The organism is Frondihabitans sp. GW821-FHT04F02 (genome assembly GCF_059420045.1).
The window spans coordinates 165228-184668 of record NZ_JBWKSZ010000001.1 but is presented as its reverse complement, the minus strand read 5'-3'; the positions used below and the strand labels follow the sequence as shown (position 1 = coordinate 184668).

Here is a 19441-nt window from a genome sequence, read left to right as displayed (position 1 = left end):
GAGCTAAGCAATGAAGCCTAGATTCCCCGAACTGCGCCGTGCCACGAGGCTCCGTCGAACTATCATCGGCGCCGTCGCCATGGCGGCCACTGTGCCGCTGGTCCTGACCGGCTGCTCGGCCGGAGGCGGCGGCTCGTCGTCGGCCGACTCGAAGACCCTCACCATCGAGGACTACTACGCGGCGAGCTTCAACCCCATCTACAACCAGTGCGCCAAGACGGTCGGCGCCAAGGTCAAGATCAACCACGTCGCCGGCGCCGGCCTGATCGCGAAGGTGCTGCAGCAGGCGTCGTCGCGCACCCTGCCCGACGTCCTCATGCTCGACAACCCCGACGTGCAGCAGATCGCCGCCTCGGGCGCCCTCTCGCCGCTCGACGACTACGGCCTCAGCGCCGACGGCCTCGTGCCGGCCGTCGAGAAGGCCAACACCTACAAGGGCAAGCTGTACGGCCTCCAGCCGGTCACCAACTCGATCGCGCTCTACTACAACACCAAGCTCCTCAAGGCCGCCGGCGTCACCCCGCCGAAGACCTGGGACGAGCTCCGTGCGGCAGCGAAGAAGCTGACCACGGGCAAGACCTACGGCTTCGCGATGAGCAACATCAACACGTACGAGGGCACCTGGCAGTTCCTGCCCTTCTTCTGGTCGAACGGCGGCGACGAGAAGAACATCGACACCACCGCGGCCACCGAGGCCCTGCAGTTCGACCTCGCCCTCCAGAGCGACGGCTCGATGTCGAAGAGCTCGATCAACTGGGCCCAGGCCGACGTGAACAACCAGTTCATCGCCGGCAAGGCCGCCATGATGATCAACGGCCCCTGGCAGCTGCCCGCCCTCAACGCCGCGAAGGGCCTCTCCTTCGACAGCGTGCCGATCCCGACGAAGGACGGCGCCGCCACGGTGGCCCCGCTCGGCGGCGAGGCGTTCACCGTCCCCGTGACGAAGGACTCCGCGAAGATGAAGCTCGCCGGCAAGTTCGTCGGCTGCCTCAACGAGGCCAAGATGCAGGCGACCATCGCCGGCATCACCGGCAACGTCCCGACGAACATCGACGCGGCCGACGCCTGGGCGAAGGACCACCCGCAGGTCGCCTCGTTCGTCACCACGGTGAAGACCGCTCGCGCCCGCACCGGCGAGCTCGGCGAGGACTGGCCCAAGGCCGCCACGAAGATCTACACCGCCGTCCAGCTGGCCCTGACCGGAAAGGCGACCCCCGCAGACGCGCTCAAGCAGGCGCAGACGCAGAACCAGTAGGTCGTCGGGGAGCCGGCCCGGCCGGGCCGGCTCCCCTTCCTTTACAGAGCACAGGGAAGGCAGATATGAGCGTGTCAACGCAAGTGAGATTGGGCCGCGACGTCGTCACGACGCCGCCGGTCCGCCCGGGACGACGGCGAGCGCAGATGCTCAGCGGAGCGACGCGGTGGCTGTTCGTCACGCCGGCCGCGATCTTCGTGGCCGTGTTCTTCGGGTACCCCGTCGTCAAGAACGTCATCATGTCGTTCCAGGACTACACGACGAAGACCTTCTTCACGGGCGAGGCCCCGTGGGTGGGCTTCGCGAACTACGTCAGCATCTTCACCAGCTCGGTCTTCACGACCAGCCTCATCAACACCGGCCTGTTCACCATCGGGTCGATCGTGATGCAGTTCGTGATCGGCCTGGGCCTGGCACTGTTCTTCAAGCGCAACTTCCCGCTGTCGGCCTTCCTCCGCGGACTCCTCCTGCTCCCGTGGCTGCTGCCTCTGATCGCGTCCAGCGCGGTGTGGAAGTGGCTGCTCGACCAGGACAGCGGGGCGCTCAACCAGTTCCTCGGCATCTTCGGAGTTCCTGCCGTCCCCTGGCTCGTCAGCCCGAACCTCGCTCTGATCGCCGTCATCGGCGTGAACATCTGGCTCGGCATCCCGTTCAACACGACCATCCTCTACAGCGGCCTGCAGGCCGTCCCGACCGAGCTCTACGAGGCGGCGTCGCTCGACGGCGCCACCGGGTGGAAGGCCTTCTGGCACATCACCTGGCCCAGCATCCGCTCGGTCGTGAGCGTCGTGATCATCCTCGGGGTGGTCTACACGCTGAAGGTGGTCGATCTGATCCTCGGCCTCACCGGCGGCGGTCCCGCGAACTCGACGCAGACCCTTGCGACGAACGCGTACCACCAGTCGTTCATCAACTTCCAGTTCGGAATCGGAGCCGCCGTGAGCAACGTCCTCATCGTCGTGTCGTTCGTGTTCGCCATGATCTACCTGGCCATCTCGCGGAAGGCGGTCGACGAATGACCGTCAGCCTCCCCCGGGCGCAGGCGCGAGTTCGTGCCGCGACGACGACGAACCCCCGCAAGCCGAAGAGCAAGGCCCGCTCGATCCCGCTGACCATCGTCGGGATCATCATCCTGGCGATCATGGTCTTCCCGGTCTACTGGATGGTCAACACGAGCCTGCAGGCGACTGCGGGGGCGGCCACGGCCACCTGGTTCCCGTTCTCGCCGACGTTCGCCGGCTATCAGGCCGCGTTCTCGCAGCAGGGCCAGAACTTCCTGTCGAGCATGATCATCGCGCTCAGCACGGTCGTCGTCACGCTGGCGATCGCGACCCCGGCGGCCTACGGCCTGGCGCGCTTCAAGATGCGGGGCACCCGGCCGCTTCTGCTGATCCTCCTGATCACGCAGATGGTGCCGACGATCGTCGTGGCGAACGCGCTCTACACGCTGTTCAACGACGTCGGGCTGCTCAACTCGTACGTCGGCCTGATCCTCGCCGACAGCGCGGTGCAGGTGCCGTTCGCGATTTTGCTGATGCGGGCGTTCATGGAATCGCTGCCGCCGAGCCTGGTCGAGGCGGCGCTGGTCGACGGCGCGGGCGACTTCCGCGCATTCGTGTCGATCGTCATCCCGATCAGCCGCAACGCCATCGTGACGGCGGCCCTGTTCACCTTCCTCGGGGCCTGGGGCGACTTCCTGATCGCGCTGACGCTGACGTCGACCGACGCGGTCAGGCCGATCACCCTCGGCATCTACAACTACATCGGGTCGAACGTGACCGACTGGGGTCCCGTCATGGCCACCTCGGTGCTCGCGTCGCTGCCTGCCGCGGTGCTCCTCCTCTTCGCGCAGAAGTACATCGCGGCCGGCGCGCTCGGCGGGGCCGTGAAGTGACCACGGCCTCGGAAGGGGTGCCCGTCGATCGCGGCACCCCGCTCCGGGTCGTCCTCGTGGGCGCGGGCCTCATGGGCCGCAACTGGCTCGAGGCGCTCCGGCACTCGGCCGAAGCCCGTGTCGTCGGGATCGTCGACCTCGACCTGGACCTCGCACGATCGGCGGCCGGCGAGTACGGCGTCGACGTCGTCGGGACGAGCGTCGCCGACGTCGCCGCCGCGGCGAGCGCCGAGGCCGTGATCAACGTCACGGTGCCCCGGGCCCACCTGCCGGTCACCACCGAGGCTCTCGATGCCGGGCTCCCGGTGCTCTGCGAGAAGCCGATCGCTCCCACGGTGGCGGAGGCGCTGCTCACGGCAGCCGCCGCCGAGGCGTCGGGCCGGCTGGTCATGACGAGCCAGAACCGCCGCTACTACAACTCGCTCGCCGCCTTCCGGGGCGCGATCGACGAGATCGGCGAGACGGCCCTGCTCACCACCGAGTACGCCAAGGAGGCCCATTTTCCAGGCTTCCGGGAGACGATGGCGCACCCGCTCCTCGTCGACATGGCGATCCACGCCTTCGACGTCGCGCGCTACCTGCTCCGGTCGAACCCGGTGTCGGTGTGGTGCGAGACGTACAACCCGGCGTGGAGCTGGTTCGACGGCGACTCGGTCGCGACCGCGACCTTCGAGTTCGAGGGCGGTACCCGCTACCGCTACACGGGCTCGTGGACGACCCGCGGCATGGACACCTCCTGGAACGGTGTCTGGCGGGCCGGCGGCTCGCACGGCACGGCGACCTGGGACGGCGAGCGCGGCGTCGACATCGAGCGCGCCGACCCCTCGGCATCCGTGCCCGGCACCGGAGCGAGCGTCGTCACGAGCTCAGGTCTCTCGGAGCCGATCCGCGACGACGCACCCGAGGAGGTCGCCGGGGCGCTGGCCGACTTCGTCGACGCCGTCCGCACGGGGCGCACGCCCGAGAGCGAGGTCCACGCGAATGTCCTGAGCCTCGCCATGGTCGAGGCCGCCGTGAGGTCGGCCGACACCGGGGTCCGCGTGCGCATCGCGGACGTGCTCGACGACGCCTACGCGACCGCCCTCGACCTCCCCGCTCCCCCCGCCGTCCACGACGCGCTCCTCGCCTGGGGCTCCGCGTCGGCCGGCCTCCACCTCTCTCACCCCGTCGACGCCTGACCCGCAGCTCCGCCGACCAGCCGAACACCGACAAGCCACACACCGACAAGCCAGTACAGAAGGGCTCACCATGTCAACACCTCTCCGCGTCACCGTCTGGGGCGAGAACGTCCACGAGAAGGTCGAGCGCCACGTCGCCGAGCGCTATCCCGACGGCATGCACGGCGCGATCGCCGCCGGCATCCAGGAGAACCTCCCCGACGCCGTGATCACCGTCGTCACCATGGACATGCCCGAGCACGGCCTCACCGACGAGCTCCTCGCCGACACCGACGTGCTCACCTGGTGGGGCCACGCCGCACACGGCGACGTCGACGACCTCATCGTCGACCGCGTCCACCGCCACGTCCTGAGCGGCATGGGCCTGCTCGTGCTGCACTCCGGCCACTGGTCGAAGATCTTCGGCAAGCTCATGGGCACGACCTGCACCCTCCGCTGGCGCAGCGAGCACGACCAGGAGCTCGTCTGGACCGTCAACCCGCAGCACCCGATCACCCGCGGCGTGCCGAACCCGATCGTCATCCCCGAGCAGGAGATGTACGGCGAGTACTTCGACGTGCCCACCCCCGACGAGCTCGTCTTCATCTCGGGGTTCACCGGCGGCGAGGTCTTCCGCTCGGGCATGACCTACCGTCGCGGGCTCGGCAAGATCTTCTTCTTCTCGCCCGGCGACCAGGACTTCCCCGTCTACCACCACAAAGACGTTCGACGCGTGATCGCGAACGGCGTCGAGTGGGCGCGTCCCGAGCGCGAGCGCGCCATTCCGACGCTCAACCGCTACGACCTCGGCGAGTACTTCGACGGCCAGCACTACGCCGGTCCGTTCGACCACCCGCTGGAGGCCCCGGCCGAATCGGTCGGCGCATGACCGGGTTCCGCGCCGAGGCGCCGTCGGATCGTCCGCTCCGGGTGATCCAGGTCGGCGCGGGCGGCATGGGCCAGGCCTGGCTCGGCACCGTCGCGGCCGATCCCGACGTCGAGCTCGTCGGGATCGTCGACCTCAACCTCGACGCGGCGAAGGCCTCGGCGCAGGCGCTGGGTTCAGGTGCATCCGGGGCGCAGGAACTCGCCGTCGGCACCGACCTCGCGGCACTCGTCGAGCAGACCCGCCCGGATGCCATCCTCGACATCACGGTCCCCGTGGCCCACCACCCGGTGACGACCCAGGCGCTCTTCCTCGGCCTTCCCGTGCTCGGCGAGAAGCCGGTGGCGCCGACGATCGCGCAGTCGCTGTCGCTGGCGGCCGCGGCGGAGGTCTCGGGCGAGCTGTTCATGGTGTCGCAGTCGCGGCGCCGCAACGACCAGCTCGTCGATCTGAGGCAGCACGCCGCCCTGCTCGGCGACGTCGGCATCGTCACGACCGAGTTCTACAAGGCACCGCACTTCGGCGGCTTCCGCGAGGAGATGGACGACGTCCTCCTTCTCGACATGGCCATCCACCCGTTCGACTCGGTGCGCTACCTCCTCGGCACCGAGCCGGTCTCGGTCTACTGCGAGTCGTACAACCCGTCGTGGTCGTGGTACTCCGGCGACGCGGCGGCGACCGCGCTGTTCGAGTTCGAGGGCGGCGTCCGCTACGAGTACGACGGCTCGTGGTGCAGCCCCGGGTTCGAGACGTCGTGGAACGGATCGTGGCGGGTCAGCGGCGAGCACGGCTCGGCGCTGTGGAACGGCGACGACTCCCCCACGAGCGAGGTCGACGGCGGACTGGGAGTTCCTGCGCCCGCCGCCTCGCTCGGCGACGGGATCGCCGGCTCGCTGACGGCTTTCACCCGCGCGCTCCGGACGGGCGAGGCCCCCGACGGCGAGGTGCACGGAAACATCATGAGCCTGGCGATGGTGGAGGCCGCGATCGCATCGAAGAACCAGCGCCGCCGCATCCTGATCGACGAGGTGCTCGAGGGCGCGCTGACCGAGGCGATCGCCGCAGAGACGCGCGACGACGTGCGCGAGCGCCTGACGTCGTGGGGCTCGGTCCGCTCCGCTCTCGCCGCCGTCGGCTCCCGCGTCGCCTGACCGACAAGGCGGGTCTCCATCGGCTTCGGCCCCGTGACGAGAGACCCGCCCGCAGCGGCGGCCCCCGCCGATACCGGCGCGGGGCAGGCACGATACGGTCGGAGCATGACGACCGCGCCCGAGAAGAACGCCGTCGACCGCCTCTTCGACCGCGTGTTCGCATTCTTCCCGATCCGCGTGATGCTGCTGTTCGGCGGCAAGAACGGGTTCGTGCTCGCCGCCGGCCTGGCCTACCAGGCGCTGTTCGCCCTGTTCGCGGCGCTGTGGTCGGGCTTCGCGGTCGCCGGAATCGTGCTGTCGCGGAGCCCGTCGCTGCAGGACTCCCTGTTCGACATCATCGACGCGTCGGTCCCGGGCCTCATCTCGTCGCCCGGCGGAGGCGGCAAGGGCGCGATCGACCCGACCTCGCTGCTGCACGCCAGCGTGTTCAGCCTCACCGGCGCGATCGCCGTCGTCGTGCTGGTGTTCACGGCCATCGGGTTCCTCGGCTCGGCGCGCGGATCGGTGCGCACGATCTTCGACGTGCCGCAGCCGACGGAGCCCTTCCTGCTGCTCAAGGCGAAAGACCTCCTGATCGGGCTGCTGTTCGGCGTGGCGGTGCTGGCCTCGAGCGTGCTGTCGCTGGTGAGCACCTCGTCGGTGCGGTTCCTGCTCGGGATGCTCGACATCTCGCAGTCGAACCCGGCCGCGACCCTGCTGCTGCGGCTGGTCGGCCTCGCCGTGGTCTTCGTCTTCGACACGGCCGTGCTGATGGGGCTCTTCATCGTGCTCGCCGGCCTGCACATCCCCCGGCGGCGCCTCCTCCAGGGCGCACTGCTCGGCGCGCTGGCGCTCGGCGTGCTGAAGACGGTCGCAGGATCGCTGCTCGGGCGCGGCACGACCAATCCGCTCCTCGCGTCGTTCGCCGTCATCGTCGGTCTGCTCATCTTTCTGAACCTGGTCTGCCAGGTGCTGCTGATCGTGGCGTCGTGGATAGCGCTGATGATGGCGAGAGACGGAGTCCTCGCCGACCCCGTCGCCGAGAAGGCGCGCGTCGAGCGGCTGCAGGAGGAGCTGCGCCTCGAGCGGGAGCGCGAGGCCGCCGCGCGTCGCCGCGAGATCGAGCTCCGGGCGCTGCGGGCGAAGCCCCTGTGGATCCGGGCCGCCTCGGCCGTCCGAGACAGGTTCCGGCGCGGCGCTCCTTGACCTGACGCCAGCGCGCACCTAGTTTGGTGTTTGGCACAACAATCCCCGTGCCGTCTACCTCTCAGAACGGTGACCCCTCATGGCAACGAAGCCCACGCGCGACGACAAGTTCTCCTTCGGTCTCTGGACCATCGGCTACAACGGGTCCGACCCGTTCGGCGGCCCCACGCGCCCGCCGCTCGACGTCGTGGAGGCCGTCGAGAAGCTCGACGAGCTCGGCGCCTACGGCCTCACCTTCCACGACGACGACCTCTTCGCGTTCGGCTCGACCGACGCCGAGCGCCAGACCCAGATCGACCGTCTCAAGGGCGCTCTCTCGGCCACGGGCGTGAAGGTCCCGATGATCACGACGAACCTGTTCTCGGCCCCCGTCTTCAAGGACGGCGGCTTCACGTCGAACGACCGCCAGGTGCGCCGCTTCGCCCTCCGCAAGGTGATGCGCAACGTCGACCTCGCCGCCGAGCTCGGCGCCGAGACCTTCGTCATGTGGGGCGGCCGCGAGGGCGCCGAGTACGACGCCGCCAAGGACGTGCAGGCTGCTCTCGAGCGCTACCGCGAGGCCGTCAACATGCTCGCCCAGTACACCGAGGACAAGGGCTACGGCATCAAGTTCGCCATCGAGCCCAAGCCGAACGAACCTCGCGGCGACATCCTGCTGCCGACCCTCGGCCACGCGATCGCCTTCATCGACACCCTCGAGAAGCCCGAGCTCTTCGGCGTCAACCCCGAGGTCGGCCACGAGCAGATGGCGGGCCTGAACTTCACCGCCGGCATCGCCCAGGCGCTGTACTGCGGCAAGCTCTTCCACATCGACCTCAATGGCCAGCGCGGCATCAAGTACGACCAGGACCTCGTCTTCGGCCACGGCGACCTGCAGAACGCGTTCTCGCTCGTCGACCTGCTCGAGAACGGCGGCCCGGGCGGCGTCCCGGCCTACACCGGCCCGCGCCACTTCGACTACAAGCCGAGCCGCACCGAAGACATCTCGGGCGTCTGGGACTCGGCCGCAGCCAACATGCGCATGTACCTGCTGCTCAAGGAGCGCGCCGCGGCGTTCCGCGCCGACCCCGAGGTGCAGGCGGCCCTCGCCGCATCGAAGGTCGACGAGCTGCGTACGCCGACCCTGAACGACGGCGAGACCTACGACCAGATCCTGGCCGACACCTCCGCCTACGAGGACTTCGACGCCGACTCCTACTTCGGCGCCAAGGGCTTCGGCTTCGTGCGCCTGCAGCAGCTGGCGCTCGAGCACCTCATGGGCGCGCGCTAGACCATGGCAGAACTCGTAGCCGGCGTCGACTCCTCGACGCAGAGCTGCAAGGTCGTCATCGTCGACGCCGCCACCGGGGCGATCGTCCGCGAGGGTCGCGCCTCCCACCCCGACGGCACCTCGGTGAACCCGTCGGAGTGGTGGCGCGCCCTCGGCGAGGCGATCACCGCGGCGGGCGGGCTCGACGACGTGTCGGCCCTGTCGGTCGGCGGCCAGCAGCACGGTCTCGTGGCGCTGGACTCGAAGGGGCGCGTCGTCCGCGACGCCCTCCTCTGGAACGACACCCGCAGCGCCCAGGCCGCCCGCGACCTGACCGACGAGCTCGGTGCCGCCGCCTACGCGGCGCGCACCGGGCTCGTCCCCGTCGCCTCGTTCACCGCGACGAAGCTGCGCTGGCTCCGTGACGCGGAGCCCGAGAACGCCGCCCGCGTCGCGGCGGTGGCGCTCCCCCACGACTGGCTGTCGTGGCGGCTCCGCGGCTACGGCCCGGCCGACGACTCGCCGCTGGGCCCCGACCTCGACGCTCTGGCGACGGATCGCTCCGACGCCAGCGGCACCGCCTACTACGACCCGGCCCGCGACGCCTACGACGACGAGCTGTTCGCGCGTGCGCTCGGGCGTCCGCTGCGCGTGGCCGGGGCGGAGGGCGACGCCGACGGCGTCGTCGTCCCGCGCGTGGTCGCGCACGACGAGGTGATGGGCGCCGTCGACGGCGCGGTGGAGCTGCCGGCGGGGGCGCGCGTTCCTGCGGGCCTGAGAATCGGGGCGGGTGCGGGCGACAACGCCGCGGCCGCGTTCGGCCTCGGGGCCGGGGCGGGCGACGTCGTGATCTCGCTCGGCACCAGCGGCACGGTCTTCGGCGTGGCGCCCAGCGTCACGGCCGACGAGTCGGGAACAGTCGCCGGATTCGCCGACGCCACCGACCAGCGGCTGCCGATCGTCACCACGCTCAACGCCGCCCGCGTGCTCGATGCGACGAGCGCGCTGCTCGGACTCGACTACGAGGCGTTCGGCGAGGCTGCCCTGACCGTGGACGCAGGAACGGGCGGGCTCGTCTTCGTGCCCTACCTCGCGGGCGAGCGCACCCCCAACCTGCCCGACGCCACCGGGACGCTGACAGGGCTGACCTCCGCCACGATGACCCCCGCGCACCTCGCGCGCGCCGCCATCGAGGGCATGCTCTGCTCGCTCGCGGCCGGCGTCGACTCGGTCGTCGCGTCGGGCGTGACGGTGGAGCGCCTGCTGCTCATCGGCGGGGCGGCGCAGAATGCCGCCGTGCAGGCCATCGCCGCGCAGGTGTTCGGGCGCGACGTGACCGTGCCGACGCCCGGCGAGTACGTCGCGCTCGGGGCGGCGGCGCAGGCCGCTCGGCTCGTGACCGGGTCGGCTGCTGCGTGGGCCGGCGGCGACGCCGTCGTCGTGCCGGGCGACGCGCAGCCGGCGATCCGCGAGCAGTACGACGCGGCGGCGGGGGCGTACCTGGTCTAGCGCCGCCGGTGACGGCTCAGAACCTCCGAACCGGCCCCCGCGCCTGTCCGTGGACACGTGTGCAGGCCGATTCGGAGGGTTTCGTCGTTCCGGTTGCTGGACCCGACGAAGCGAGATGCGTATCGGGCGGCCGCCCCCGCCAGATCGGCTCGCTCCCGCCGTGGCATCGTCGGGGACGTGCCGATTCGGCGGGCCCGGCCGACCGACCCGACGGGGACGCGCCGATCCGGCGGGCGGAGCGGGCGACGGCGACCGCGACGGCGACCGCTACGGCGACCGCTACGGCTACGGCTACGGCTACGGCTACGGCTACGGCAGGCCTACAGCGACGTCATCCCGCCGTCGACCGTGAAGATCGCGCCGGTCGCGTACGACGACTCGTCGCTGGCGAGGTAGACCATGATGCCGGTGACGTCGGCGGGGGTGCCGGGTCGGCCGAGCGGGACGCGCGAGGTGATGGCGGCGCGCGACTCGGCATCGCCCGAGATGGCCGAGACGAGCGGGGTCTCGGTGTAGCCGGGGACGACCGTGTTCACGCGGATGCCGTCTCGCGAGTACGCCATGGCGGTGGCACGCACCATCGAGTGGATGCCGCCCTTGGTCGACGAGTACGCCGCGAACTCGGAGCCCTCGCCGTTCAGGCCGGTCGGGCTGCCGGTCGCGATGATGGAGCCGCCGCCGTTGGCGAGCATGGAGCGGACCGCGTGCTTGACGGTCAGGAACGTGCCGGTGAGGTTGATGCCGACGGTGCGGTTCCACGTCTCGAGGGAGACGTCCGCGATCTTGGCGTCGTGGCCGAAGAGCTGCACGCCCGCGTTGGCGACGACGACGTTCGGAACGATGCCGTCGGCGTCGAGAGCGGCGAAGGCCGCCTCGACCGAGGCCTCGTCCGAGATGTCCATCGTCACGGCGACGCCGCGACCGCCGGACGCGCCGTCGGCCGACGCCGACGCGGCGGCGTCGGAGGTTGCCGCGGCAGCGGCCTCGAGAGCCGCCGCGCCGTCGCGGTCCGCGTAGACGACGGTCGCGCCTTCCCGCACGAACGCGTCGGCGATCGCCCGGCCGATGCCGGAGGCGGCACCCGTGACGAGGGCGGTCTTGGTGGTCAGGCGGAGCGTCATCGATCGGCTTTCCTGTCTTCGGTGGAGGTCGAGGGGTGCGCCAGGGCGTGCAACTGCAGCTTGGCCACGAGGTCGTCGATCAGCAGGCGGAGGTCGAGGTGCGTGTAGACGCGGATCGTGCCGGCCCCCTCGAGCGGCGGCCGGTACTGCCCGTCATCGCCGAGCTGCGGGCGCGGCACGAGCACGTAGTCGCTCGACGACGGGTCGGCCTCGAACGACGACGGAAGAGCGGTGAGCAAGACCAGCGGGCTGTCGCCGAGCACGTACGTCTCGCCGATGTTGAGGCCGAACTCCAGCACCCGCGAGGCCACGGCGTCGAGCGACGACGCGAGGTACTCCCCCAGCGGGCCCAGCGGGCGCACGCGCGCGTCGATCTCGGCGAACGACATCAGCACCCGGCGGTACGCGTCGCGGGGCACCTGCCAGATGGCGAGGTCGGGTGCCGCGAAGACGGTCCGGGCACCCTGCACGTCGATGTTGAGGTTGTACTCGACGGCCGAGGCGCCGGGAGGCGGGGTGCCGATGCCCGGGTGCTCGTTGCCGCCGATCCAGACCAGCGTGATCCTCGCCGCGATCGACGGCTCGAGCAGCAGCGCGCTGGCGAGGTCGGTCATTCCGGCGCCGGCCGCGAAGTAGAGGGGCAGGTCGGTGTCGTCGCGGAGGGCTTCGGCGACGATCGCGCGGGCGGCGGGCGAGTCGCGCGGCTCGGTCGGCGAGACCAGCGCCAGCTCGGCGCCCTGCACCACGGGGATGTCGGCGCGGCCGACGCGCTCGAGCAGGTCGGTCGCGACCGTCACCGCGTTGGCGGCCTGGTGATCGCTCGAGTCGAAGCCGTCGTTCGGCGCCAGGTGCGAGCCGATGACGAAGGGGATCTCGACGGAGGGCGAGAGCACGTGGTGAACGAGCTGCCAGAGGTCGTCGGGGTCGCCCGAGAAGTCGTTGTCGACGATGACCCGGGCGCGGGGCCGGACGTGTTCCAGCATGTCTCTCCTTCGAAACGGGACCGTGGGCGCATAGCCGCCATCCCCGGGATGCGGTGGCCCGCGCTCACTCTAGAAGCGGTCAACCGGTTGTGCAATACGTCGCACGAAAGACGCTGGCGAGCCAGCGCGCCGACACGGTAGTTTGTAGCGTACCGAAACAAAGTGCACGACAAAGGAGTCGCCGAATGCCCCAACACATCAACGTCGCCATGGTCGGCCACGGCTTCATGGGAGCCGCGCACTCGCAGGCCTTCCGCGTCGCGCCGCGCTTCTTCGACCTGCCGCTCACCCCGGTCATGTCGACGCTGGTCGGCCGCAACGCGTCGGCGACCACCGCCGCGGCCGAGAAGTGGGGCTGGGAGAAGACGGCCAACGACTGGCACGACGTCGTGAACGACCCCGGTATCGGTCTCATCGACATCTCCTCCCCCGGCTCGACCCACGTCGAGATCGCCGTGGCCGCGCTCGAGGCCGGCAAGCACGTGCTGTGCGAGAAGCCGCTGGCCAACACGGTCGAGGAGGCCGAGACGATGGCGGCGGCAGCGAAGGCGGCGGCCGAGCGCGGCGTGTACGCGATGGTCGGGTTCAGCTACCGCCGAGTTCCTGCGCTCACCTTCGCCAAGCAGCTGGTCGCCGAGGGGCGGCTCGGCACGATCCGGCAGGTCCGGGCCCAGTACCTCCAGGACTGGCTCGTCGACGAGGACGGCCCGATGACCTGGCGCCTCGACAAGGCCAAGGCCGGCTCCGGCGCTCTCGGCGACATCGGAGCGCACGCCATCGACGCCGTGCAGTTCATCACGGGGCAGACGCTCGACGACGTCTCGGGCCTGCTGCACACCTTCGTCACCGAGCGACCGCTGCTCGACGAGAGCGTCGCGCAGACCAGCCTCGGCGGCGCCGCATCGACCGAGCGCGGCCAGGTCACCGTCGACGACCTCGCGCTCTTCACCGCCAAGCTCTCGGGCGGCGCCATCGGCTCGTTCGAGGCGACGCGCTTCGCGACGGGCCGCAAGAACGCCTTCCGCATCGAGATCGCCGGCAGCCTCGGCGCCCTCTCGTTCGACCTCGAGCGCGAGAACGAGCTGGAGTTCTACGACGCGACGGCGCCGGCCACCGAGCTCGGCTTCAAGAGGATCCTCGTCACCGAGCCCGAGCACCCCTACTTCGCCGCCTGGTGGCCGACCGGGCACACCATCGGCTACGAGCACGCGTTCTCGCACCAGCTCGTCGACCTCCTGACCTCCATCGACGCACGAACCCAGCCCACTCCGTCATTCGAGGACGGCCTGCAGGTGCAGCGCGTCCTCGACGCCGTCGACCGGTCGAGCGAGGCCGGGAGCGCGTGGACGACCACCCGAGCCACCGCCACCGCGAACGGAGAGACCCGATGAGCATCCAGCGACCGATCACCCTGTTCACCGGCCAGTGGGCCGACCTGCCCTTCGAGGAGGTCTGCCGCCTCGCCGGCGAGTGGGGCTACGACGGCCTCGAGATCGCCTGCTGGGGCGACCACCTCGACCCCGACCGCGGCGCCACCGACGACGCCTACATCGCCGATCGCAAGGCGATCCTCGAGAAGAACGGCCTCCAGGTCTTCGCGATCTCGAACCACCTCAAGGGCCAGGCCGTGTGCGACGACCCGATCGACCAGCGCCACCGCGACATGCTCCCCGACTCGGTCTGGGGCGACGGCGACCCCGAGGGCGTCCGCCAGCGCGCCGCCGCCGAGATGAAGAACACCGCCCGCACGGCCGCCCGCCTGGGCGCGAAGACGGTCACCGGGTTCACGGGCTCGTCGATCTGGAAGTACGTCGCCATGTTCCCGCCGGTGCGCGACGAGCTCGTCGAGGCCGGCTACCAGGACTTCGCCGATCGCTGGAACCCCATCCTCGACGTCTTCGAGGAGGTCGGCGTCCGCTTCGCCCTCGAGCCGCACCCGTCCGAGATCGCCTACGACTACTGGACCACGAAGAAGACGCTCGAGGCGATCGGCCACCGCGCCTCGTTCGGCATCAACTGGGACCCTTCGCACATGGTCTGGCAAGACCTCGACGCCGTCGGCTTCCTCTGGGACTTCCAGGAGCACATCTTCAACGTGCACTGCAAAGACACGAAGAAGCGGCTCAACGGCAGGAACGGGCGTCTCTCGTCGCACCTGCCCTGGGCCGACCCCCGACGTGGCTGGGACTTCATCTCGACCGGGCGCGGCGACGTGCCGTGGGAGGACGCCGTCCGCATGCTGAACGCCATCGGCTACGAGGGCCCGCTCTCGGTCGAGTGGGAGGATGCCGGGATGGACCGCCTCGTCGGCGCCCCCGAGGCACTGCAGTTCGTGCGCGGCCTGTCGTTTCCGCAGCCGTCGTCGGCGTTCGACGCGGCCTTCGCCCAAGACCGGAGCTGATCACCCCATGACCGACGCCGCCATCGCCCACCCGTATCAGGACGCCTCGCTCGACATCGACCAGCGCGTCGACGATCTGCTCTCGCGACTCGACACAGCCGACAAGGTGGGCCTGCTGTTCCACAGCATGGCGGCGCTCGGCGACCCGACGGTGGCGAACCCGGCGTTCGGCCTCCCGTCGCTTCAGACGATGGTCGTCGACCAGCGGATGAACCACTTCAACCTGCTGGGCGCGCCCGGGTCGGGGCGCGAGTTTGCCCAGTGGCTGAACGTCGCCCAGCGGCTCGCGGTCTCGACTCCGCTGGGAATCCCGATCTCGTTCTCGACCGACCCGCGGCACGCGTTCACCGACAACCCGGGTACGGCCATGATGGCGGGCCCGTTCTCGCAGTGGCCCGAGACGCTGGGCCTCGCGGCGATCCGCTCCCCCGAGCTGGTCGAGCGGTTCGCCGACATGGCGCGCCGGGAGTACCTCGCGGTCGGCCTGCGCGTCGCCCTGCATCCGCAGATCGACCTGGCGACCGAGCCGCGATGGTCGCGGGCGAACGGCACCTTCGGCGAGGACGCCGACCTCACGTCAGAGCTGGTGGTCGCCTACATCCGGGGCTTCCAGGGCGAGTCGGTCGGGCCCGAGTCGGTGTCGACGATGACCAAGCACTTCCCCGGCGGCGGGCCTCAGAAAGACGGTGAAGACCCGCACTTCGCCTACGGCCGCGAGCAGGTCTACCCGGGCGGCATGTTCGAGCAGCACCTCAAGCCGTTCGAGGCGGCCTTCTCCGCCGGCGGATCGCAGATCATGCCCTACTACGGCATGCCGGTCGGCACCCAGTACGAGGAGGTCGGCTTCTCGTTCAACAAGCAGGTCATCACCGGGCTCCTGCGCGAGCGCTACGGCTTCGACGGCGTGGTCTGCACCGACTGGGGCCTCCTCACCGACGCCGACATCATGGGCACGATGTACCCGGCCCGGGCCTGGGGCGTCGAAGACCTCAGCCGCGAGGAGCGGGCGCTCAAGGCGCTCGAAGCGGGCGTCGACCAGTTCGGCGGCGAGCTCTGCACCGACGTGGTGCTCGGCCTCGCCACGAGCGGACGCCTGCCCGAAGCCCGCCTCGACGTCTCGGTGCGGCGCCTGCTGCGCGAGAAGTTCCGGCTCGGCCTCTTCGAGAACCCGTTCGTCGACGAGGAGCGCGCCGCCGTCGTCGTCGGCAACGACGAGTTCGTCGCGGCCGGTGCGGCGGCGCAGCGCGCGTCGCTGACGCTGCTGGTGAACGACGGCCTCCTGCCGCTCGCCGCGGGCGCCAAGGTCTACGGTCTCCCCGCCACGGCGCTCGAGGGGCACGGCACGGCCGTCGACGACCCGGCCGAGGCCGACGTCGCGATCCTGCGCGTCAAGGCTCCGTTCGAGGCCCGGGGCGAGGGCTTCGAGGCGCACTTCCACGCCGGGTCGCTGGAATTCGCTCAGGCCGAGATCGACCGCATCACCGCGATCGCGGCGACCGTGCCCACGGTGCTCGACGTCTACCTCGACCGCCCGGCGATCCTCACGCCCTTCGCGGGCGAGGTCGGCGCGCTGGTGGCCGACTACGGGTGCTCGGACGAGAACCTCGTGGCCGTGCTGTTCGGCGACAAGTCTCCGCAGGGGGCGCTGCCGTTCGACCTGCCCCGCTCGATGGCCGCCGTCGAGGCGTCGCGCGAGGACGTCGCGTTCGACACCGCCGATCCGCTGTTCCGATTCGGGCACGGCCTGCGCTACTAGCGAGGGAGCGGGTCAGCCGCCGAGCGCCGACTGGACGAGGCCGGGGAGGGCGACGAGCAGGATCAGCCCGATCATCACGAGCAGCGCGATCCGCAGGCTCTTGCGGATCATAGGCGGCTTCGGCGTGACGACCGGCGCCGTCCAGCGCATCGGCGCCAGGATGGCCGACTCGGCCCCGGCACCCCATCCGGCGGCGTCGCGCGCGAAGCCGAACTCGTCGAAGTGCATGGGCGGCCGGCCGGTCTGCGCGCGCGCGCCCGCCGTGGCATCGAGGTAGGCGCGGTACGCCCACGAGTCGACGTCGTGGCGCACCACGGGCGCCGCCGTGCGGATCGCTTCGCGCACGCGCCGCTCGACGGTCGCCCGCGCGCTGAGTCCGGTCGCCAGGCGGATGCCGCCGAAGACGAAGAACAGCGCCGTCATGCCGAGGAAGCTGTGGTCGCCCGACGCGATCGCCGTCACCCCGAAGAGCACGCCGATCGCCAGGATGATCGAGCCCCACGTGAGCGCGCTGGTGATTCCCGAGGTGAAGGTGGCCCGGAACGGCGTCCAATGAGTCGGCTCGGGCGCCCAGAACTGCCACTCCGGCGGGGCGGCGTACACGGGACGCCGCAGCGGCGGCGTCCACCCCGCGGGTGGCTGCCAGCCCTGGTTGCGGGCGACCCACTCGGGTGTCGGCGTCGGCCAGCCGGGCGGGGGCACGAAGCGGAGCGGCGGGCGGTCGGGGGTGTACGTCATGGGCGTCGTCGCGGATCCTGCGCCGCTAGCAGTGCACGGCCTCGAGGAAGATGTACTTCGCACCGGCCATGTCGTCGCCGATCGGCATCGACACGCGGGCGGTCTGGCCGGCGATGAGCGCCACCGGGGTCGTCCGGGTCGCCTTGTCGCTGCCGGTCTTCGAGTCGGCGAAGCCCCAGTCGATCGTCGCCGCCGGGCAGCTCGCGACCGGCTGCACGTCGATGTTCAGGCAGTCGGTGCCGGTCGCGCAGGTGTTCGTGTCGAGCACCGTCCAGCCGTCGGTGGGCACGTAGACCGTCGAGTCGGCAGCGGAGTTCGAGTTCGACAGCGACGAGAGAGCCGTCGAGGTGGAGCCGTGCGGTATCGCCAGCGGGATCGCGATGCCGATCACGATCGCGGCCGCGGCGCCGAGCCCCATCCAGAGGCCGCGTCGCGAGCGTCGGCCCGTGTCGGCGTCGGTGAACGCCGCGGCGGCGGAGGCGGCGGGTGCGGCGGACGCCCAGAGGGCCATGGTCGGCGACGGTGCACCCTCGGGCAGCTGGGGCGCAGGAACTGCGGCTCCGTCCCACGGCTGCGCGTCGCGGCCGAAGCCGAACTCGTCGAACGTCTGCGCCGGGGCACCTGTCTCGGCACGCTCGCGAGCCGTCCGGTCGAGGTAGGCGCGGTAGCCCTCGGAGTCGAGCTGACGGCGCACCTCGATCGAGTCGGGGCCGATGGCGGCGCGGGCCGCGGGGTCGACCTTGCGGAGCGCCGCCAGACCGGTGATCAGGCGGATCGCGCCGAAGATCAGGGTTCCGTAGAGGAGGTAGTACGAGCGGCCGAACTCGCCCAGCATGCCGGCGAGGGTGATCGCGATCGCGACACCCAGCATGATGCCGCCGACCAGGATGGCACGGTGCGCGTGCTTGGCGAAGGGCTGACGGTAGTCGTCCCAGGCGGCGCCGTTCGGAGCCCAGAACCGCCAGCCCTGCGGAGCCGGGGCGAGCGGGTACTGTCCGCTGGTCGGCGGGGTCCAGCCCGCGGGCGGCTGCCAGCCCTGGTTGCGGACGACCCAGTCGGCGGGCGGCTGCGGCCACCCCTGCGGCGTCTGGAATCGGAGTGGCGGGCGGGCGGGCGAGATGGTCACAGCGTCTCCTGCATCGTGGGGTCCCCCTGGACCACAAAAGTCTTGGTGAATTCACAGTATCTGCAGAGAGTGCACTCTATGGATCCCCCGAACGGGGCGGTTCGACGCGTCGTCCCCGGGCAGAATGGCTGGATGCCCGGAGATCGCCCCGCCCGCCCCCAGTCCGTCTTCGTCGTCGACCGCGTGGAGCGGCTCACGCCCCACCTGGTGCGCGTCCACCTCGGCGGCGACGCGTTCGACGCGTTCCTCGCCGGGGCCGACCCCGAGCGCCTCGCCGCGACCGACAAGTACGTCAAGCTGCTGCTGGCGAAGCCACACCTCGGGCTCGTGCCGCCGTACGACCTCGACGCGCTGCGCGAGACCCTCGCGCCGGAGGACGTCCCGGTGCGCCGCACCTACACGGTCCGCTCGGTCGACGAGGCCGCGAAGACCATCGCCGTCGACTTCGTGGTGCACGGCGTCGAGGGCCTCGCAGGGCCGTGGGCCGCTGCGGCCCAGCCGGGCGACCTGCTCGCGCTGTCAGGGCCCGGCGGCGGCTATGCGCCGTCGGCCGACCCCGCGGTCTTCCATCTGCTCGTCGGAGACGACGCCGCGCTGCCCGCCCTCGCCGCGGCCATCGAAGCGCTCGGCACCGACGCCCGCGGCGTCGCGCTGCTCGAGGTCGAGTCGGCCGCCGATCAGCTGCCGCTCACGGCGCCGGCCGGCGTCGAGCTCCGCTGGCTGCACCGCGCCGGAGCCGCCCCCGGCAGCCTGCTCGTCGCCGCCGCCGAGGAGCTCGCGCGGCCCGAGGGCGTGGTGCAGGCGCTCGTCCACGGCGAGCGCACGGCCATCAAGCAGGTGCGCCGGGTGCTCACCGACGGCTGGGGCCTCGACCGGGCCGACCTGTCGCTCTCGGCGTACTGGGCGCTCGGCCGCGCGGAAGACCGCTTCCAGGCCGAGAAGCGCGAGCCCGTCGGGCAGATCTTCTGAGGATCTCCGCGTCTGCCACACGGAGTGGGGGGCGCGCTTCGCGCGATCGAAGGCCGATGTC

17 protein-coding genes are annotated in these 19441 nt (G+C 70.9%); 13 read left to right on the top strand and 4 right to left on the bottom strand.

Features of this window, described 5'->3' with window-relative positions:
* Window positions 1–10: 10 nt before the first annotated feature.
* The 9 genes from AC07TY_RS00895 to xylB all read left to right on the top strand — a co-directional run bounded on the left by AC07TY_RS00895 (window position 11) and on the right by xylB (window position 10286).
* Window positions 11–1255 carry a sugar ABC transporter substrate-binding protein gene (locus tag AC07TY_RS00895; RefSeq protein ID WP_233579817.1) on the top strand — a complete coding sequence of 415 codons (1245 nt, stop codon included), beginning with the start codon at window positions 11–13 and terminating at the stop codon, window positions 1253–1255.
* A gap of 146 nt (window positions 1256–1401) precedes the next feature.
* Entirely contained in the window at window positions 1402–2274 is an 873-nt protein-coding gene (locus AC07TY_RS00890) for a carbohydrate ABC transporter permease (RefSeq protein WP_233579880.1), read from the top strand.
* A complete protein-coding gene (locus AC07TY_RS00885) occupies window positions 2271–3149 on the top strand; it encodes a carbohydrate ABC transporter permease (protein WP_488626568.1) in 879 nt (292 codons plus the stop codon). Before AC07TY_RS00890 ends, AC07TY_RS00885 begins: the two co-directional genes overlap by 4 nt.
* Window positions 3146–4327 (top strand): Gfo/Idh/MocA family protein, encoded by a 1182-nt coding sequence (locus AC07TY_RS00880; protein ID WP_494784064.1) that lies wholly within the window; start codon window positions 3146–3148, stop codon window positions 4325–4327. The genes AC07TY_RS00885 and AC07TY_RS00880 overlap by 4 nt, the downstream gene beginning before the upstream one ends.
* Before the next feature lie 70 nt (window positions 4328–4397).
* Window positions 4398–5195, top strand: coding sequence for a ThuA domain-containing protein (locus AC07TY_RS00875; RefSeq protein WP_123505001.1), 798 nt, complete (start codon window positions 4398–4400; stop codon window positions 5193–5195).
* Window positions 5192–6343 carry a Gfo/Idh/MocA family protein gene (locus AC07TY_RS00870; RefSeq protein ID WP_494784063.1) on the top strand — a complete coding sequence of 384 codons (1152 nt, stop codon included), beginning with the start codon at window positions 5192–5194 and terminating at the stop codon, window positions 6341–6343. Before AC07TY_RS00875 ends, AC07TY_RS00870 begins: the two co-directional genes overlap by 4 nt.
* Window positions 6344–6448: 105 nt before the next feature.
* The gene (locus AC07TY_RS00865; protein WP_494784062.1) at window positions 6449–7528 is read left to right on the top strand and encodes a YihY/virulence factor BrkB family protein; all 1080 of its coding nucleotides are present in this window, start codon (window positions 6449–6451) and stop codon (window positions 7526–7528) included.
* A 79-nt stretch (window positions 7529–7607) separates the two neighbouring features.
* Window positions 7608–8798: a xylose isomerase gene (gene xylA, locus AC07TY_RS00860; protein ID WP_123505004.1), complete on the top strand. Its 1191-nt coding sequence runs from the start codon at window positions 7608–7610 to the stop codon at window positions 8796–8798.
* A gap of 3 nt (window positions 8799–8801) precedes the next feature.
* Window positions 8802–10286 carry a xylulokinase gene (gene xylB, locus AC07TY_RS00855; RefSeq protein ID WP_494784061.1) on the top strand — a complete coding sequence of 495 codons (1485 nt, stop codon included), beginning with the start codon at window positions 8802–8804 and terminating at the stop codon, window positions 10284–10286.
* Between the two features lie 320 nt (window positions 10287–10606).
* Here xylB and AC07TY_RS00850 read toward each other — a convergent pair whose 3' ends face one another.
* The gene (locus tag AC07TY_RS00850) at window positions 10607–11407 is read right to left on the bottom strand and encodes an SDR family NAD(P)-dependent oxidoreductase (RefSeq protein WP_494784060.1); all 801 of its coding nucleotides are present in this window, start codon (window positions 11405–11407) and stop codon (window positions 10607–10609) included.
* Window positions 11404–12390, bottom strand: coding sequence for a nucleoside hydrolase (locus tag AC07TY_RS00845; protein WP_494784059.1), 987 nt, complete (start codon window positions 12388–12390; stop codon window positions 11404–11406). The genes AC07TY_RS00850 and AC07TY_RS00845 overlap by 4 nt, the downstream gene beginning before the upstream one ends.
* 185 nt (window positions 12391–12575) lie before the next feature.
* Between AC07TY_RS00845 and AC07TY_RS00840 the strand changes: the two genes are divergently transcribed.
* The 3 genes from AC07TY_RS00840 to AC07TY_RS00830 are packed head-to-tail and all read left to right on the top strand — an operon-like array spanning window position 12576 to window position 16547.
* The gene (locus tag AC07TY_RS00840; RefSeq protein ID WP_494784058.1) at window positions 12576–13781 is read left to right on the top strand and encodes a Gfo/Idh/MocA family protein; all 1206 of its coding nucleotides are present in this window, start codon (window positions 12576–12578) and stop codon (window positions 13779–13781) included.
* Window positions 13782–13783: 2 nt separating this feature from the next.
* The gene (locus tag AC07TY_RS00835) at window positions 13784–14791 is read left to right on the top strand and encodes a sugar phosphate isomerase/epimerase family protein (RefSeq protein ID WP_488626725.1); all 1008 of its coding nucleotides are present in this window, start codon (window positions 13784–13786) and stop codon (window positions 14789–14791) included.
* Window positions 14792–14798: 7 nt separating this feature from the next.
* Window positions 14799–16547: a glycoside hydrolase family 3 protein gene (locus tag AC07TY_RS00830; protein ID WP_494784057.1), complete on the top strand. Its 1749-nt coding sequence runs from the start codon at window positions 14799–14801 to the stop codon at window positions 16545–16547.
* A gap of 12 nt (window positions 16548–16559) precedes the next feature.
* Here the strand turns inward: AC07TY_RS00830 and AC07TY_RS00825 are convergent, their stop codons facing one another.
* Both AC07TY_RS00825 and AC07TY_RS00820 read right to left on the bottom strand, forming a co-directional pair.
* Window positions 16560–17285, bottom strand: coding sequence for a hypothetical protein (locus AC07TY_RS00825; protein WP_488626576.1), 726 nt, complete (start codon window positions 17283–17285; stop codon window positions 16560–16562).
* A gap of 25 nt (window positions 17286–17310) precedes the next feature.
* Window positions 17311–18411: a hypothetical protein gene (locus AC07TY_RS00820; RefSeq protein WP_494784056.1), complete on the bottom strand. Its 1101-nt coding sequence runs from the start codon at window positions 18409–18411 to the stop codon at window positions 17311–17313.
* Between the two features lie 132 nt (window positions 18412–18543).
* On the opposite strand from AC07TY_RS00820, the gene AC07TY_RS00815 reads away from it, so the two are divergent.
* Entirely contained in the window at window positions 18544–19380 is an 837-nt protein-coding gene (locus AC07TY_RS00815) for a siderophore-interacting protein (protein ID WP_494784055.1), read from the top strand.
* Window positions 19381–19441 lie beyond the last annotated feature (61 nt).

Excerpts from the sequence above, each read along its gene's own strand:
- AC07TY_RS00895 (WP_233579817.1), top strand. The coding sequence starts at position 11 with ATGAAGCCTAGATTCCCCGAACTGCGCCGTGCCACGAGGCTCCGTCGA.
- AC07TY_RS00890 (WP_233579880.1), top strand. The coding sequence starts at position 1,402 with ATGCTCAGCGGAGCGACGCGGTGGCTGTTCGTCACGCCGGCCGCGATC.
- AC07TY_RS00885 (WP_488626568.1), top strand. The coding sequence starts at position 2,271 with ATGACCGTCAGCCTCCCCCGGGCGCAGGCGCGAGTTCGTGCCGCGACG.
- AC07TY_RS00875 (WP_123505001.1), top strand. The coding sequence starts at position 4,398 with ATGTCAACACCTCTCCGCGTCACCGTCTGGGGCGAGAACGTCCACGAG.
- AC07TY_RS00870 (WP_494784063.1), top strand. The coding sequence starts at position 5,192 with ATGACCGGGTTCCGCGCCGAGGCGCCGTCGGATCGTCCGCTCCGGGTG.
- AC07TY_RS00865 (WP_494784062.1), top strand. The coding sequence starts at position 6,449 with ATGACGACCGCGCCCGAGAAGAACGCCGTCGACCGCCTCTTCGACCGC.
- xylA (WP_123505004.1), top strand. The coding sequence starts at position 7,608 with ATGGCAACGAAGCCCACGCGCGACGACAAGTTCTCCTTCGGTCTCTGG.
- xylB (WP_494784061.1), top strand. The coding sequence starts at position 8,802 with ATGGCAGAACTCGTAGCCGGCGTCGACTCCTCGACGCAGAGCTGCAAG.
- AC07TY_RS00850 (WP_494784060.1), bottom strand. The coding sequence starts at position 11,407 with ATGACGCTCCGCCTGACCACCAAGACCGCCCTCGTCACGGGTGCCGCC.
- AC07TY_RS00845 (WP_494784059.1), bottom strand. The coding sequence starts at position 12,390 with ATGCTGGAACACGTCCGGCCCCGCGCCCGGGTCATCGTCGACAACGAC.
- AC07TY_RS00840 (WP_494784058.1), top strand. The coding sequence starts at position 12,576 with ATGCCCCAACACATCAACGTCGCCATGGTCGGCCACGGCTTCATGGGA.
- AC07TY_RS00830 (WP_494784057.1), top strand. The coding sequence starts at position 14,799 with ATGACCGACGCCGCCATCGCCCACCCGTATCAGGACGCCTCGCTCGAC.
- AC07TY_RS00825 (WP_488626576.1), bottom strand. The coding sequence starts at position 17,285 with ATGACGTACACCCCCGACCGCCCGCCGCTCCGCTTCGTGCCCCCGCCC.
- AC07TY_RS00815 (WP_494784055.1), top strand. The coding sequence starts at position 18,544 with ATGCCCGGAGATCGCCCCGCCCGCCCCCAGTCCGTCTTCGTCGTCGAC.